The sequence below is a fragment of the Pseudomonas sp. MF6755 genome (assembly GCF_016405635.1).
GTDB classification, from domain to species: domain Bacteria; phylum Pseudomonadota; class Gammaproteobacteria; order Pseudomonadales; family Pseudomonadaceae; genus Aquipseudomonas; species Aquipseudomonas haemolytica.
The window spans coordinates 76,565-91,621 of sequence record NZ_JAEKDA010000011.1 but is presented as its reverse complement, the minus strand read 5'-3'; the positions used below and the strand labels follow the sequence as shown (position 1 = coordinate 91,621).

Here is a 15,057-nt window from a genome sequence, read left to right as displayed (position 1 = left end):
CGGGTCCATATCGAGATGATTTCCGTCATGTCCTCCGCTGCATCATTCCGCACAGAAAAAGACCTGCTTGGCGTACTCGAAGTACCTGCCCAAGCGTATTACGGCATCCAGACCCTGCGAGCCGTGAATAACTTCCGTCTCTCCGGCGTTCCGATTTCGCATTACCCGAAATTGGTGGTCGGCCTGGCAATGGTCAAGCAAGCCGCAGCTGACGCCAACCGTGAGTTGGGCCAGCTCAGCGAAGCCAAGCACGCTGCCATCAGCGAAGCCTGTGCCCGCCTGATCCGCGGCGATTTCCACGAAGAGTTCGTGGTGGACATGATTCAAGGCGGCGCCGGCACTTCAACCAACATGAATGCCAACGAAGTCATCGCCAACATCGCGTTGGAGGCCATGGGCCACAACAAGGGCGAGTACCAGTACCTGCACCCCAACAACGACGTGAACATGGCGCAGTCGACCAACGACGCCTACCCGACCGCGATCCGCCTGGGTCTGCTGTTGGGCCATGACGCGCTGCTGGCCAGCCTCGACAGCCTGATCCAGGCGTTCGCCGCCAAAGGTGCCGAGTTCAGCCATGTGCTGAAAATGGGCCGTACCCAATTGCAAGACGCCGTGCCAATGACCCTCGGCCAGGAGTTCCGCGCCTTCGCCACTACCTTGGGTGAAGACCTGGCCCGCCTGAAAACCCTGGCGCCGGAGCTGCTCACCGAAGTCAACCTGGGCGGCACCGCCATCGGTACCGGCATCAACGCCGACCCGCGCTACCAAGCCCTGGCCGTACAACGCCTGGCGACCATCAGCGGCCAGCCGCTGGTACCGGCGGCCGACCTGATCGAAGCCACCTCCGACATGGGCGCCTTCGTGCTGTTCTCCGGCATGCTCAAGCGTACCGCGGTGAAGCTGTCGAAGATCTGCAACGACCTGCGCCTGCTGTCCAGCGGCCCACGTACCGGCATCAACGAGATCAACCTGCCAGCGCGTCAGCCAGGCAGCTCGATCATGCCCGGCAAGGTCAACCCGGTGATCCCGGAAGCGGTCAACCAAGTGGCGTTCCAAGTGATCGGCAACGACTTGGCCCTGACCATGGCCGCCGAAGGCGGCCAACTGCAACTGAACGTGATGGAGCCGCTGATCGCCTTCAAGATCTTCGACTCGATCCGCTTGCTGCAACGTGCCATGGACATGCTGCGCGAACACTGCATCGTCGGCATCACCGCCAACGAAGCCCGCTGCCGCGAACTGGTGGAGCACTCCATCGGCCTGGTCACCGCGCTGAACCCCTACATCGGCTATGAAAACGCCACCCGCATTGCGCGTATCGCCCTTGAAAGCGGCCGCGGCGTGCTGGAACTGGTGCGCGAAGAAGGCTTGCTCGACGACGCCATGCTCGACGACATCCTGCGCCCCGAAAACATGATTGCCCCACGCTTGGTCCCGCTGAAGGCCTAAGCGTTTGTTGCACCGCTCACCAGGTTGAGGGACTAGACACCTCTCACCTTTTGAGGGCTTGAAGATTTCGATCTTCAGGCCCTTTTTTTTGCCTGCTCGTCCCTGCAAATATCTATATAGAAACGCACAACTGCGTTTCACATATAAAACAAATAAGCCCCTTCGTAACTTCCCGCGTTACCTGAAAAAGCACCCATTTCTCGCAACTTCCCACTGCACGCCCGGGCAGTGTGCAGTTTCGTGCCATATAAGAACCAATGTTTCATATACAAAACATCGTATTTTCAATCACTTGAACCCAACTTATTAATACAAAAGGATATTTATTAAAACCTTGTAGGAAATAACCCACTGGCATTGTTCATGCACTAAACGGCGTATCACCTATAAAACAGACCAGAGTACCTACCTGATGGCTGTGAAAGAGATGTACGCCGTGACGCCCCAATGGAATAACCCCGCTCTCAGGGAAGAGCTGGAGCCGACTGAAATTGAATTTCGCAATGTCGGTAAATGTTTCCCGGCCAAGGGTAAAGCGGACGCGCCCTTCGCCATTCGCGAGGTGAACTTCAAGATTCGCCGGGGTGAAGTGGTGTCGATCATCGGCCCTTCCGGTTGCGGCAAGAGCACCATTCTGAATATGGGCTCGGGCCTGTACCGCCCCAGCGAAGGTGAAGTGTTCGTCGGTGGCGAGCCGGTCACCGGGCCCGTGCCGCAGGTCGCGTTCATGTTGCAGAAGGACCTGCTGATGCCATGGCGCAGCATCCGCCGCAACGTCGAACTGGGCCTGGAGATCCAGGGCGTGGCCGCCGCCGCCCGGCAGAAGGTGGCCCTGGACCTGCTCGACCGCTGCCACCTCAATGGCTATGCCGATCACTACCCGTTCCAGCTCTCCGGTGGCATGCGCCAACGCGCCGCCCTCGCCCGCACCCTGGCCATCGACCCGCAGGTGCTGTTCCTCGACGAGCCGTTCTCGGCCCTCGATGCCCAGACCAAGATGATCCTGCAACAGGACATGGCGCGGATGCTGTTCAACGAAAAGAAGACCGCGCTGTTCATCACCCACGACCTGATCGAAGGCATCGCCATGTCCGACCGCTTGCTGGTCATGAGCGCCCGCCCCGGCACGATCATCGAAGAAATCAGCATCGACCTGCCATTTCGCGACAACCCCCTGGAGCGCCGCAAGCTGCCGGAAATCGGCCCACTGGTAGGCCGCCTGATGGAGTTGCTCCAGGTCGGGGCCGACACCGAACTGCACTGATCACCGCCCTTGCGGCCCCAAACGATTCAGGAGTCCCCATGCTCAAGTCTCTGTTTCAACGTCTCTGCGCCCTCAGCCTGAGCCTCGGTGTGGCCTGTGCCGCCCAGGCACAGCCGACCAAGGTCACCTACCTGCTGCCAGCGCCGCCCAACTCGCCGGCGTTTGCACCGTGGATCATCGCCAAGGAAAAAGGCTACTACGCCGCCCAGGACCTGGACCTGACCTTTATCGCCGCCAAAGGTGGCGTGGACGTCGCCAAGCAGATCGGCGCCGGCAATGCCCTGATCGGTGGTGCCATCGGCGACACCCCGATTGTGGTGCGGGCCAACGGCATTCCAGTACGCGCCGTGGCGGTGCTGGGCGACGGCGGGGTGACCATGATCGCCACCAACGCCAAGGACAACATCAATAGCGTCAGCGACCTCAAGGGCAAGACCATGACGGTGATGTCGTACTCCGACACCACCTACTACGCCCTGCTCGCCTCGCTGCGCAAAGCCGGGCTGGGCAAGAACGACGTGAACATCCAGGCCGCCGGCCCCGCCGGGGTCTGGCAGTTGTTCTCCGCCAACAAGGCCCAGGCCATGGCGGGTGTGCCGGACTGGGTGATCAATGCCGAGGAAGCCGGGGTGCAGATCAAGCTGATCCCCCAGGACCAGATCTTCGAAAGCATGGCCCAGGCGATCCTCGCCTCGGACGACGCCATCAAGCAGCAGCCACAGATTGTGCGTGGCGTGGTCCAGGGCACCCTGCAAGGCATGCGCGACATCATCCAGGACCCTCGCGCCGCCGCCGTGACCTTCGCCAAGGCAGTACCGGCCTATGTCGGCAAGGAAGACTCGCTGGAGAAGATCTTCAAGCTCTACGTCGAGCACGTCTACGCCAAGCAGGCCGTGCTCGGGCACATCGACCCGGAGCATCTGGACAAGGTGCGCCAGTTCTATGTCAGCGAAGGCATCGTCACTCAGGCGACCCCGCTTGAGGAGCTCTTCACCAACCAATTCGTCGACAGCCCGGTCGCCGCACAGTGAACCGCCGGGACATTGAGGTACGCACACGATGAAAAGCAATAACTCCGTACTCGGTAGCGTCGCGCTGATGATCCTGTTCCTGGTCCTCTGGCAATGGGGCCCCGGCCTGCTCGGCATGCCCGAGTTCGTCATGCCCAAACTCAGCCGCGTGGCCCAGGAAAGCCTGGTGATGTGGCAGACCGGCGGCCTGCTGCAACACACCCTGATCACCGCGCTGGAGATCGTCGTCGGCTTCGCCCTCGGCGCCCTGCTCGGCGTAATGATCGGCGTATCACTGGGCCTGTCGCCGGCAGCCGAAGCCATGCTGTCGCCGTACATCCTGGCCTTGCAGATCGCCCCCAAAGTCGCCTTCGCGCCGCTGTTCGTGATGTGGCTGGGCTACACCATCTACCCGAAGATCCTGATCGCGATCCTGATCGTGTTTTTCCCGGTGATGATCAACGTGCTCTCGGCGATCCGCACCGTCGACCCGGACATGATCAACCTGGTACGCACCATGAACGCCAGCCGCTGGCAGATCTTTCGCCTGGTGGAGTTCCCGTCGGCCATGGCCGCGCTGTTTTCCGGCCTGCGCATCGCCTCGACCCTGGCAGTGATCGGCGTCACCGTCGGTGAACTGGTGGGCGGTAACCAGGGCCTCGGCTTTTTGCTGGTGGACGCCGAGGGCCAGGGCAATACGGCTGGGGTGTTCGTCGCCATTGTCGCGCTGACCCTGATTGGGGTGATCGCCTACGGCGCGGTGGTGTGGGCGGAAAAACGCGTCCTGCACTACATGCCCAAAGCCATGTTGAGCACCCAATGATGAGCCGCCATGATCGTTTGCTTGCAGGCCGCCGCGTGCTGGTCACCGGTGGCGCCCGTGGCCTGGGCTATGCCTTTGCCCAGGCCATCGGCGAGGCCGGTGCGCGGGTGGTGATTGCCGATGTGCTGCACGAGCGTGTGCAGCAGGCCGCCTGTGAATTGCGCGCGCTGGGCCTGGACGTGCAGGCCGTGACTGTGGACCTGGCACAACCCGAATCCATCCAGGCGTGTATCGAATCAACCCTGAGTTTGCTGGGCGGCCTCGACGGCCTGGTGAACAACGCCTCGATCACCAACTCCGGCGGCAAGGGCTGCGAAGCACTGAGCATCGACACCTGGGACCAGGTGATGCAAGTGAACGTACGCGGCACCTGGCTGATGACCACCGCCTGCCTGCCGGCCCTGCGCGCCAGCGGCCAAGGCGCCATCGTCAACCTGGCCTCGGACACCCCGTTGTGGGGCGCGCCGAACCTGTTGGCCTACGTGGCCAGCAAGGGCGCAATCATCGCCATGACCCGCAGCCTGGCCCGGGAGCTGGGCTGCGACAACATCACCGTCAACGCCATCGCCCCCGGCCTGGTGCTGGTGGAAGCCACCGCCTACGTACCCGAGGCACGCCACCGTTTGTACAACGACCAACGGGCCCTGCAACGCCCGCAATTACCCGAAGACGTCAGCGGCGCCGTGCTGTTTGCGCTGTCCGACCTTGCCCGCTTCATCACTGGACAAACCCTGCCGGTCAACGGCGGGTTCGTCATGCCTTGATCTGGAGACTGTCATGACTGATCTATCTGCCGAAAACGACACCCCGAAAAGCTGGGACCGCCCTGCCGGCGCCAGTCTGGAAAGCTGGATGAGCACGCGCATCGCCCGCTACGAGACGCGCAAGTACGACTGGGATGCGCTGAAGTTCCAGGCCGACTACGACCCCAAGTTCCGCCGCGCGCAAATGCGCTATATCGGCACCGGCGGCACCGGCATCAGCACCGACATGAACACCATCCCGTCCGAGCACTTCACCTTTTCCACCATGGTGATCCCGGCCGGCCACGAAGGCCCGCCGCACCTGCACATTGACGTCGAAGAAGTGTTCTTCGTACTGCGCGGCAAACTCAAGGTCGTGCTCGAGAAGGACGGCGAGCGTTTCGAGACCATCCTCACCGACCGCGACGTGATTTCCGTGCCACCCGGCGTGTACCGCGAAGAGATCAACATCGGCGACGAAGACGCGCTGATGTGCGTGATGCTCGGCGCTAAAAAACCAATCACCCCGACCTATCCGCCAGAGCACCCTCTGGCCTCAATCAAGCGCGGGTAAGGCCATGTTGCCAGGACTCACTCAAGCCGCGCCGACGGCTCATCTGCAAGCCCAACTGCAGCGCGACTTCCCCCAGCAACGGGTCGCCTCAGCGGGTGGCCAGCAGGCCCTGCGCGAATGCGGCACGGGGCCTGCGGTGGTGTTGCTGCACGGCATCGGTTCCGGCGCGGCGTCCTGGCTGCAGGTGGCACAGCATCTGGCGGCCCAGGCTCGGGTCATTGCCTGGGACGCGCCCGGCTATGGCGACTCCAGCCCCCTGGAATCGCAAGTACCTAAAGCCGAGCAATACGCCGCCCGCCTGGCGCAGATGCTCGATGCGCTGGATGTTGAAGAGTGCGTGCTGGTGGGGCATTCCCTGGGCGCACTGACCGCCCTGGCATTCGCTCGCAGCGCGCAGGCCAGACGGGTGAGCCGCCTGGTGCTGATCAGCCCCGCTCGCGGCTATGGCGCGCCAGAGCGTAGCCCGCAGCGCCAGCAGGTACGCCAGCAACGCCTGGCCAACCTGCAACGCCTGGGCATCGCCGGGCTGGCCGAGCAACGCAGCGCCCACATGCTCTCGCCCCGCCCCCAGCCCGAAGTATTGGCCTGGGTGCAATGGAACATGGCGCGCCTGAACCCGGTGGGTTATCGCCAGGCCATCGAACTGCTGTGCGGCGATGACCTGCTTCGCCACGGCCAACCGGCGATGCCCTGCGAAGTGCATTGCGGTGAAGCCGACGGCATCACCACGCCCGACACCTGCCTGGGCGTGGCCAAGGCCCTGGGTGCCAGCTTCAACCTGATCGCCGACGCAGGCCATGCCAGCCCCATCGAACAACCGCTGGTGGTTGCCGGTCGCCTGGCCTACGCCCTCAAACAATCCCTGACAGGTAAAACCTTATGAACGACTCAGATCTGCTGAAGGATGCCCAGGACAAATACATCGTGCCGGGCCTGGAGCGCGGCTTGCTGCTGCTCTGCGAGTTCAGCCGGCGCAACCGCACCCTGACCGCGCCGGAGTTGGCGCGGCGCCTGGCGCTGCCGCGCTCGACGATCTTCCGCCTGCTGACCACCCTGGAAACCATGGGCTTCGTGACGCGCAGCGGTAACGAATACCGCCTGGGCATGTCGGTGCTACGCCTGGGCTTCGAGTACCTGGCGTCGCTGGAGCTGACCGAACTCGGCCAGCCGCTGCTGGCGCGGTTGTGCGACCGGGTTAACTACCCGAGCAACCTGGTGGTGCGCGACGGACGCTCCATCGTTTACGTAGCCAAAGTCTCGCCACCTTCGGTGTTCTCCAACGCGGTCAACGTCGGCACCCGTTTGCCGGCCCATGCCACGGTATTGGGGCGCATCCTCCTCGAAGATCTGTCACTGGCCGAACTGCGCGAACTGTACCCCGAGGAGCACCTGGAACAGCACTCCCATTGCACGCCAAAAACCGTGATGGAGCTGTTCGACCTGGTTCAGGCCGATCGCCAGCGCGGCTTTGTCAGCGGCGAAGGCTTCTTTGAGTCGGCGATTTCCACGGTGGCCGCGCCTGTGCGCGACCAGAGCGGCGGCATCGTTGCAGCCCTCGGCGTGACCATCCCCACCACGCAGATCGCTCACGTGAATTTTGAAGAGCTGTTGACCCAGGTGCGGCGCAGTGCCGACGAGCTGTCGCGCCTGCTCAACTACAACGGCGGCGCCCACAGCGGGCAGCCTCGCGTCACTGCCTTGATGAGAGATTGAGATGAGCCTTTATCAATTGCAGGGCCGCACCGTGATTGTCACCGGTGGCTCCTCGGGTATCGGCCTGGCGTGCGTCGAATTGCTATTGGAGGCCGGTGCCGCCGTGGCCTTCTGTGGGCGCGACGCCGATCGCCTGGACCGTGCCGAAGCCAGCCTGCGCCAACGCTTCCCGCGGGCTCGATTGCTGGCTCAGGTTTGCGATGTGCTCGACGGCGAATCAGTCAACGCCTTCGCCAGCATCAGCCGGGCCACGCTTGGCGACGCCAGCGTGTTGATCAACAACGCCGGGCAAGGCCGCGTCTCGACCTTTGCCGACACCACCGACAGCGCCTGGACCGAAGAGCTGAACCTGAAGTTTTTTTCGGTGATCAACCCGGTCCGCGCCTTCAAGCCACAACTGCAAAGCCAGGTCGACGCCGCCATTGTCTGCGTCAACTCGCTGCTGGCCAGCCAGCCGGAGCCGCACATGGTCGCGACCTCCGCCGCCCGCGCCGGGATCAGGAACCTGGTGCGCTCGATGGCCACTGAGTTCGCCCCGCAGGGCATCCGTGTCAACGGCATCCTGATTGGCCTGGTGGAATCCGGGCAATGGCGCAGGCGCTTCGAAGCGCGTGAAGAGCGCGACCTCGACTGGGCGCAATGGACCGCCCGCCTGGCCCAACAAAAACATATTCCCCTGGGGCGCCTGGGCCTGCCGATTGAAGCGGCCCGCGCGATCCTGTTTCTGGCCTCGCCTCTGTCGGCTTACACCACAGGCAGCCATATCGATGTATCCGGAGGCCTGTCCCGCCATGCGTAATGAAAACACTGTCACCGTGGGCGCTGCCATCACCGCCTTTCTCGAACAATGCGACGTCAAGGCCGCGTTTGGCGTGATCTCGATCCACAATATGCCGATCCTCGATGCCTTCGCCGTGCGCGGCAATATCCGCTTTGTCATGGCCCGGGGTGAAGCCGGCGCCGCCAACATGGCCGATGCCTATGCCCGCACCACCGGCGGCCTGGGCGTGTGCCTGACGTCCACCGGCACCGCCGCCGGGAATGCCGCTGGCGCCATGGTTGAAGCACAGACCGCAGGCACCCCGCTGCTGCACATCACCGGGCAGATCGAGACGCCGTACCTGGACCAGGAGCTGGCGTATATCCACGAAGCCCGCGACCAGTTGAACATGCTCAAGGCCGTGTCCAAGGCCGCCTTCCGCGTGCGCAGCGTCGAGACCGCCATCAGCACCCTGAAGCTTGCGGTGCAGACCGCGCTGACCGCGCCGACCGGCCCGGTCAGCGTCGAGATCCCGATCGACATCCAGTCGACCTTTATCCCGATGCCCACCGACCTGTCGCCACTGCCGATTCCGGTCGCCGTGCCGGCGCCGGAAGCACTCGACCTGGTAGCCGAGCGCCTGGCCAGTGCCAAGCGCCCGATGCTCTGGCTCGGTGGCGGTGCGCGGCATGCCGGGGCGCAGGTCAAACGCCTGCTGGCGATGGGCGTTGGCGTGATCACCTCGACCCAGGGGCGCGGCGTGGTCAATGAAGACGACGAGCGTTGCCTGGGAGCGTTTTCGCAGAACAAGCGCGTCGAGCAGTTCCTGCAAACCTGTGATGCATTGCTGATCGCAGGTTCGCGCCTGCGCAGTAACGAGACATTCAAGTACGCGCTCAAGTTGCCGCAGAACACCTTGCGCATCGACGCCAACCCGGCCATCGAAGGCCGCAGCTATGCCAGCGAGCTGTTTATCTGCGGCGATGCGGCCCTGGCCCTGGACGGCTTGGCTGATCGCCTGGAAGGCCGCCTGCACACCGACCCGCAGTTCCTCGCCGAGCTGAAGGCCGTGCGTGAGCAATCGCGCAGCCAACTGGTGGCGGACCTGGGCCCATATTCGGCGATGGTCGAGCAATTGCAGGCCAGCACCGGGCGCAACTTCTCCTGGGTGCGCGATGTGACCCTGTCCAACAGCATCTGGGGCAACCGCCTGCTCAACCTGTACCACCCGCGTGCCGGGGTTCACGCCCTCGGTGGCGGTATTGGCCAGGGCCTGGCGATGGGCATCGGTGCCGCAGTGGCGGCGGCTGAAACCGCGCCCGAACGCAAAGTGTTTGCCCTGGCGGGCGATGGCGGTTTCATCCTCAACCTCGGCGAACTGGCGACCCTGGTCCAGGAGCGCGCCAACCTGGTGATCCTGCTGATGAACGACCAGCGCTACGGGGTGATCCGCAATATCCAGGACGCGGTCTACGGCAGCCGGCATTGCTACGTCGATCTGCACACCCCGGACTACACCAAGCTCGCCGAATCCATGGGCCTGCGCCACGGCCTGGTCACCGACCTCAAGGACTTCGGCAAAGTGGTCGACAGTGCGCTGAGCCAGCCCGGCCCGTTCCTGCTGGAAGTGGACATGCTCAGCGTGGGCAACTTCGCCACTCAGTTCGCCGGCCCGCCCAACAGCGAAACCAAAGCCCAGAAGGCCACCGCCTGAGGATCGCCGCATGTTGCATATCACCATGATCGGCTGCGGCGCCATTGGCGTCGGCGTGCTGGAGTTGCTGGAGAGCGATCCGCAGTTGTGCGTGGACTACGTCATCGCTTCCGAGGGCTCCGAGGCCTTGGTGCGCCAGCGCCTGGCCAGTTTCAAACAGCCACCGCAAGTGCTCACGGCATTACCGGCCGATACGCGCCCGGACCTGCTGGTGGAGTGCGCCGGCCACCGGGCCATCGAAGAACATGTGCTGCCGGCCCTGGAGCGCGGTATTGCCTGCCTGATTGTCTCGGTGGGCGCCTTGTCTGAGGTGGGCCTGGTGGAACGCCTGGAGGCCGCAGCCGCACGCGGCAAGACCCGCATCGAGCTGCTGCCCGGTGCAATTGGCGGCATTGATGCGTTGTCAGCGGCCAAGGTCGGCGGGCTGGACTCGGTCAACTACACCGGGCGCAAGCCGGCCCGTGCCTGGAAGAACACCCCCGGCGAGCAGGCTTGCGACCTGGACAGCATCAGCGAAGCCACGGTGATCTTCCAGGGCAGTGCCCGCGAAGCCGCGCGGCTGTACCCCAAAAACGCCAACGTCGCCGCGACCCTGTCCCTGGCCGGGCTGGGCCTGGATCGCACCCACGTCACGCTGATCGCCGACCCCCACAGCGACGAAAACGTCCACCACTTCGAAGCCCGTGGCGCCTTTGGCCGTTTCGAGTTGAGCCTGCGCGGCAAGCCGCTTTTGGCCAACCCCAAGACCTCGGCGCTGACGGTGTACAGCGTGGTTCGTGCGCTGGGCAACCACGCCCATGCCATCTCAATTTAGGAGCCCGTCGATGACCCTCGAACAGACTTTACCGATCTGCATCGCCGGCCACTGGCGCCTGGGCCGTGGCGAGCGCTACGCCAGCCGCTACCCGGCCACCGGCGAAGCCGTTGCCTGGCTCAATGCCGCCGATTTACAGGATGTGGAAGACGCCATCCAGGGCGCGCACCAGGCCTTCCTGCACAGCGGCTGGGCCCAGCGTAAACCCCACGAACGGGCCGGCGTGCTGTACCGCATCGCCGAGTTGATCCGCCTGCACAGCGAAGAGCTTGCGCAGTTGCAGCGCCAGGACAACGGCAAGCCGATCAATGAAACCCGCGCCTTGGTGGCCAGTGCTGCCGGCACCTTCCAGTTCTTCGCCGCCGCCTGCGAAACCCTGGAAGAAACCATCACCCCGTCGCGCGGTGATTTCGTCAGCATGAGCGTGTATGAGCCGATGGGTGTGGTTGCCGCAATCACCCCGTGGAACTCGCCGATTGCCAGCGAGGCGCAAAAGGTCGCGCCAGCGCTGGCGGCGGGCAATGCGGTGGTGATCAAGCCGGCGGAAATCACCCCGCTGCTGGCGCTGCGCCTGGCACGTTTGTGCGAGGAAGCCGGCCTGCCCAAGGGCCTGATCAGCGTGCTACCAGGCAAGGGCTCGCTGCTGGGTGATGCGCTGACCCGCCACCCGCTGGTCAAGCGCGTGTCGTTTACCGGCGGTACCCGCACCGGCAAGCACATCGCCCATATCGCCGCTGACAAGATGATGCCGGTGTCCCTGGAGCTGGGCGGCAAGTCGCCGACCATCGTCCTTGATGACGCCGACCTCGACCACGCAGTAGCAGGCGTGCTGTACGGCATTTTCAGCTCCTCGGGCGAGGCGTGTATTGCCGGCTCGCGGCTGTTTGTCGCGCGCGCCTTGTACGAACCCTTCATGCAACGCCTGGTGGCCGCCGCCGCCAACCTGCGCATGGGCGACCCTGCCGATGAAAACACGCAGATGGGCCCGCTGATCAGCGCCGACCATCGTGAATCGGTGGAGCGTTACGTCGCCCTCGGCCTGGCCGAAGGCGGGCGCTTGCGCCTTGGCGGGCAGCGTCCCAGCGGTGGCGTGTATGACCAGGGTTACTTCTACCCGCCGACCATCCTGGAGGGCCTGCACAACCAACAACAGGTGTGCCAGGAAGAAATCTTCGGCCCGGTGCTGGTGGCCATGCCCTTCGACGATGAAGAGCAACTGCTGGAACAGGCTAACGACAGCCTCTACGCCCTCGCAGCGGGGATCTGGAGCCGCGACTACAAGCGCGCCTGGGCCCTGGGCCGGCGCTTGCAGGCCGGCACGGTGTGGATCAACACCTACAAGCAGTTCTCGATTTCCACGCCATTTGGCGGTTGGCGCGACAGTGGCCTGGGCCGCGAAAAAGGGCGCCTGGGGATCCTGCAATACATGGAACAGAAGAGCCTTTACTGGGGCATGAACCAACAGCCACTGGCCTGGGCCGGTGTGCCACACGAGGTAGCGTGATGAGCGTTTTAGGTATTGATGAAGTCACCTATGGCGTCGAAGACCTCGACACCTGCGTGCGTTTTTTCAGCGACTGGGGCCTGACCCACGTCAGCGCCCAACCCGATGAGGTGGTTTTCGAGACCCTCAACGGCTGCCGCGTGGTACTGGCCGACCTGAACAAACCGGGCCTGCCGCCCGCCATCGAAGCCGGTTCCACCGTGCGCGAAGTGGTGTGGGGCGTGGCCGACGCTGCCGACCTGGCGCTATACGCCGAACGTATCGCCAACGACCCGGGGTTTGTCGAGGGCAACGGACGCATCGGCTGCACCGACCCCAACGGCCTGGCGATCCGCCTGCAGGTGACGCGCAAGCGTGAACTGGAGATTGAATGCAGCGGCCACAACACCTGGCAGACCAAGGGCCGGATCAACAAGGCCGCACCGATCTACGAACGCGCCACACCGATTGAAGTCGGCCACGTGGTGTTTTTCGTCAAGGACGTGAATGCCTGCGAAGCCTTCTACCACGAACGCTTCGGCTTCCAGGCCTCGGACCGCTACCCGGATCGTGGCGCCTTTTTGCGCACCGCCGAGGAAGGCGGCCACCACGACCTGTTCATGCTGCAACTGCCGGCGCCACGGGCCGGCCTGAACCATGTGGCCTTTACCGTGCGCGATGTGCACGAGGTATTTGGCGGCGGCATGCACGTGTCCCGCAGCGGCTGGCCGACCGAGATCGGCCCCGGGCGCCACCCGGTGTCTTCGGCGTTTTTCTGGTACTTCAAAAACCCGGCCGGCGCACTGGTGGAGTACTACGCCGACGAAGACCAACTGACCGGCGAATGGCAGCCACGCACCTTTGAACCGGGCCCCACGGTGTTCGCCGAATGGGCGATTGCCGGCGGTATCGACGGTAATACCCGGCGCCAGCAACACGTGGAGGCGCCGCAAGGCAAGTTCCTCACCGACAAACCCAAATCCTGAGCAGGAGTCGCCCATGCCTTCCCTGAATATTGCTATCGCCGGTGCCGGTATCGGCGGCCTGACCGCCGCCATCGCCCTGCATCGCGCCGGTCACCAGGTCACTGTGTTCGAACAGTCCAAGGCCTTTTTGCGGGTCGGTGCCGATATCAACCTCACCCCCAACGCGGTACGTGCGCTGGATGGCCTGGGCATTGGCGCCGCCGTGCGCATCCCTGCCGCCCGGCCGACCCATCGCATCAGCCGGATGTGGGACAGCGGCGAAGAGACTTCGCGCCTGGAAATGTCCGACGCCGCCGAGCAGAAATACGGCGCCCCGCAACTGACTATCCACCGCGCCGACCTGCTGGCAGCCCTGGCTGAGGTGTTCCCGCTGGAGCAGGTGCAGTTCGCCAAGCGCGCCGAGCGGGTTGAGCAACATGACGACGGCATTTGCCTGCACTTCAAGGATGGCAGCCAGCACCGCTGCGATGTGCTGATCGGCGCCGACGGCATCCACTCAGTGGTGCGCAACGCGCTGTTTGGCGAAGAGCACCCGCGCTTTACCGGGGTGGTAGCGTACCGCGCCGTAGTGCCGGCCGAGTGCGTGGCCCATGTGCCGAATATCCAGGCCTTTACCAAGTGGTGGGGCCCCAACCCGCAGAGCCAGATCGTTACGTTCCCGCTCAACCAGGGCAAGGACATCTTTATCTTTGCCACCACCGCCCAGGACAGCTGGCACGAAGAGTCGTGGACCAGCGCAGGCGATGCTGACGAGCTGCGCAGCCACTATCAGGCGTTCCACCCCGACGCCCGTGCCCTGCTGGATGCGTGCAGCGATGTGCTCAAGACCGCGTTGTATGAGCGCGACCCGCTGCCGTTCTGGTCCAAGGGCGCGATCACCCTGCTGGGCGATGCCTGCCACCCGATGATGCCGTTCATGGCTCAGGGCGCCGGCCAGGCCATCGAGGATGCCGTGGTGCTCGCCCGTTATCTGCAAGACCTCGACAGTCAAGCCCAGGTCGCTGACGCCTTGCAGGCTTACCAGCAGGCGCGCCTGGAACGCACCAGCCAGATCCAGATCGGCTCGCGCGGCAACCAGTGGCTCAAGGACGGCGGCAACGCCGACTGGGTCTATGGCTACGACGCCTGGACCGTCCCCACACAAAGCGCGGCCTGAACATGAGCGACACCTTGCTGGTGACTGTGCTGCTCAAGCACGACCAATCGAAGAACCTGGAAGACATTCAGCGGCATATGAAGCAGCAGGACTGGTGGGAACGCTTTCCGCCCCAGGGCGTGGAGCTGGTGAGCTGGACCGTGGTCATGGGTCTGGGCCAGATCGTCACGCTGCGCCTGCCACCAAGCCTGCTGCCCGCCCTCAACGTCGAGCTTGAACGCTCGGCGTGGGGCGTATTCAGCACCGAGGTTTTCCCGACATACGACTTTATCCCGGTGCGCGAAACGATCCGCGAACGGGTACGCAACGGAGGTCAATGAGATGAGCACTACCGAACGATTCCTCGAACCCCATCAGGCGCGCAAACGGCCCAATACCCAATTTGAAGAGCTGCTGGGTGACTCCATCGAACGCGCCTTCGGCAACGGCGTGACCGAGCTGCCGGCGCTGCTCGCCCACCTCAACCTGGCCGGCCCGCCCTGCCCGCTGACCAGCGGCGAGTGGACGGCAGATGCCTATCAAACCCTGATGGCCCGGCTGGGCGAATGACCCGGCAGAAGGAATA

General features: G+C 64.0%; 16 protein-coding genes. All 16 read left to right on the top strand.

Annotated elements, in window-relative coordinates; genetic code table 11:
• The first annotated feature begins 27 nt into the window (after positions 1-27).
• The 16 genes from aspA to JFT66_RS16185 all read left to right on the top strand — a co-directional run bounded on the left by aspA (position 28) and on the right by JFT66_RS16185 (position 15,041).
• Positions 28-1,452 carry an aspartate ammonia-lyase gene (gene aspA, locus JFT66_RS16260; protein WP_034116473.1) on the top strand — a complete coding sequence of 475 codons (1,425 nt, stop codon included), beginning with the start codon at positions 28-30 and terminating at the stop codon, positions 1,450-1,452.
• 427 nt (positions 1,453-1,879) lie between these two features.
• On the top strand, positions 1,880-2,716 hold the full coding sequence (locus JFT66_RS16255; RefSeq protein WP_233097114.1) for an ABC transporter ATP-binding protein: 837 nt from the start codon (positions 1,880-1,882) through the stop codon (positions 2,714-2,716).
• 38 nt (positions 2,717-2,754) lie between these two features.
• Positions 2,755-3,747 carry an ABC transporter substrate-binding protein gene (locus JFT66_RS16250; RefSeq protein WP_198859636.1) on the top strand — a complete coding sequence of 331 codons (993 nt, stop codon included), beginning with the start codon at positions 2,755-2,757 and terminating at the stop codon, positions 3,745-3,747.
• A 28-nt stretch (positions 3,748-3,775) separates the two neighbouring features.
• On the top strand, positions 3,776-4,549 hold the full coding sequence (locus tag JFT66_RS16245; RefSeq protein WP_198859635.1) for an ABC transporter permease: 774 nt from the start codon (positions 3,776-3,778) through the stop codon (positions 4,547-4,549).
• Positions 4,546-5,313: an SDR family oxidoreductase gene (locus JFT66_RS16240; protein ID WP_442963609.1), complete on the top strand. Its 768-nt coding sequence runs from the start codon at positions 4,546-4,548 to the stop codon at positions 5,311-5,313. Before JFT66_RS16245 ends, JFT66_RS16240 begins: the two co-directional genes overlap by 4 nt.
• 13 nt (positions 5,314-5,326) lie before the next feature.
• Entirely contained in the window at positions 5,327-5,866 is a 540-nt protein-coding gene (locus JFT66_RS16235; RefSeq protein WP_034116478.1) for a cupin domain-containing protein, read from the top strand.
• Between the two features lie 4 nt (positions 5,867-5,870).
• Complete coding sequence (locus JFT66_RS16230) at positions 5,871-6,749, top strand: alpha/beta fold hydrolase (RefSeq protein WP_153837333.1); 879 nt, start codon at positions 5,871-5,873, stop codon at positions 6,747-6,749.
• Positions 6,746-7,579, top strand: coding sequence for an IclR family transcriptional regulator (locus JFT66_RS16225; RefSeq protein WP_034116480.1), 834 nt, complete (start codon positions 6,746-6,748; stop codon positions 7,577-7,579). Before JFT66_RS16230 ends, JFT66_RS16225 begins: the two co-directional genes overlap by 4 nt.
• Position 7,580: 1 nt before the next feature.
• The gene (locus JFT66_RS16220) at positions 7,581-8,378 is read left to right on the top strand and encodes an SDR family oxidoreductase (RefSeq protein WP_198859633.1); all 798 of its coding nucleotides are present in this window, start codon (positions 7,581-7,583) and stop codon (positions 8,376-8,378) included.
• On the top strand, positions 8,371-10,053 hold the full coding sequence (locus tag JFT66_RS16215; protein WP_034116482.1) for a thiamine pyrophosphate-binding protein: 1,683 nt from the start codon (positions 8,371-8,373) through the stop codon (positions 10,051-10,053). Before JFT66_RS16220 ends, JFT66_RS16215 begins: the two co-directional genes overlap by 8 nt.
• Before the next feature lie 10 nt (positions 10,054-10,063).
• Positions 10,064-10,867: an aspartate dehydrogenase gene (locus JFT66_RS16210; RefSeq protein ID WP_034116483.1), complete on the top strand. Its 804-nt coding sequence runs from the start codon at positions 10,064-10,066 to the stop codon at positions 10,865-10,867.
• Between the two features lie 10 nt (positions 10,868-10,877).
• On the top strand, positions 10,878-12,371 hold the full coding sequence (locus JFT66_RS16205; protein ID WP_198859632.1) for an aldehyde dehydrogenase: 1,494 nt from the start codon (positions 10,878-10,880) through the stop codon (positions 12,369-12,371).
• Positions 12,371-13,336 carry a VOC family protein gene (locus JFT66_RS16200; RefSeq protein WP_198859631.1) on the top strand — a complete coding sequence of 322 codons (966 nt, stop codon included), beginning with the start codon at positions 12,371-12,373 and terminating at the stop codon, positions 13,334-13,336. Before JFT66_RS16205 ends, JFT66_RS16200 begins: the two co-directional genes overlap by 1 nt.
• A 13-nt stretch (positions 13,337-13,349) precedes the next feature.
• On the top strand, positions 13,350-14,492 hold the full coding sequence (locus tag JFT66_RS16195) for an FAD-dependent monooxygenase (protein WP_153871254.1): 1,143 nt from the start codon (positions 13,350-13,352) through the stop codon (positions 14,490-14,492).
• A gap of 2 nt (positions 14,493-14,494) precedes the next feature.
• Positions 14,495-14,812 carry a hypothetical protein gene (locus tag JFT66_RS16190; RefSeq protein ID WP_198859630.1) on the top strand — a complete coding sequence of 106 codons (318 nt, stop codon included), beginning with the start codon at positions 14,495-14,497 and terminating at the stop codon, positions 14,810-14,812.
• Position 14,813: 1 nt separating this feature from the next.
• Positions 14,814-15,041 (top strand): recombinase-like helix-turn-helix domain-containing protein, encoded by a 228-nt coding sequence (locus tag JFT66_RS16185; protein ID WP_034116488.1) that lies wholly within the window; start codon positions 14,814-14,816, stop codon positions 15,039-15,041.
• Positions 15,042-15,057 lie beyond the last annotated feature (16 nt).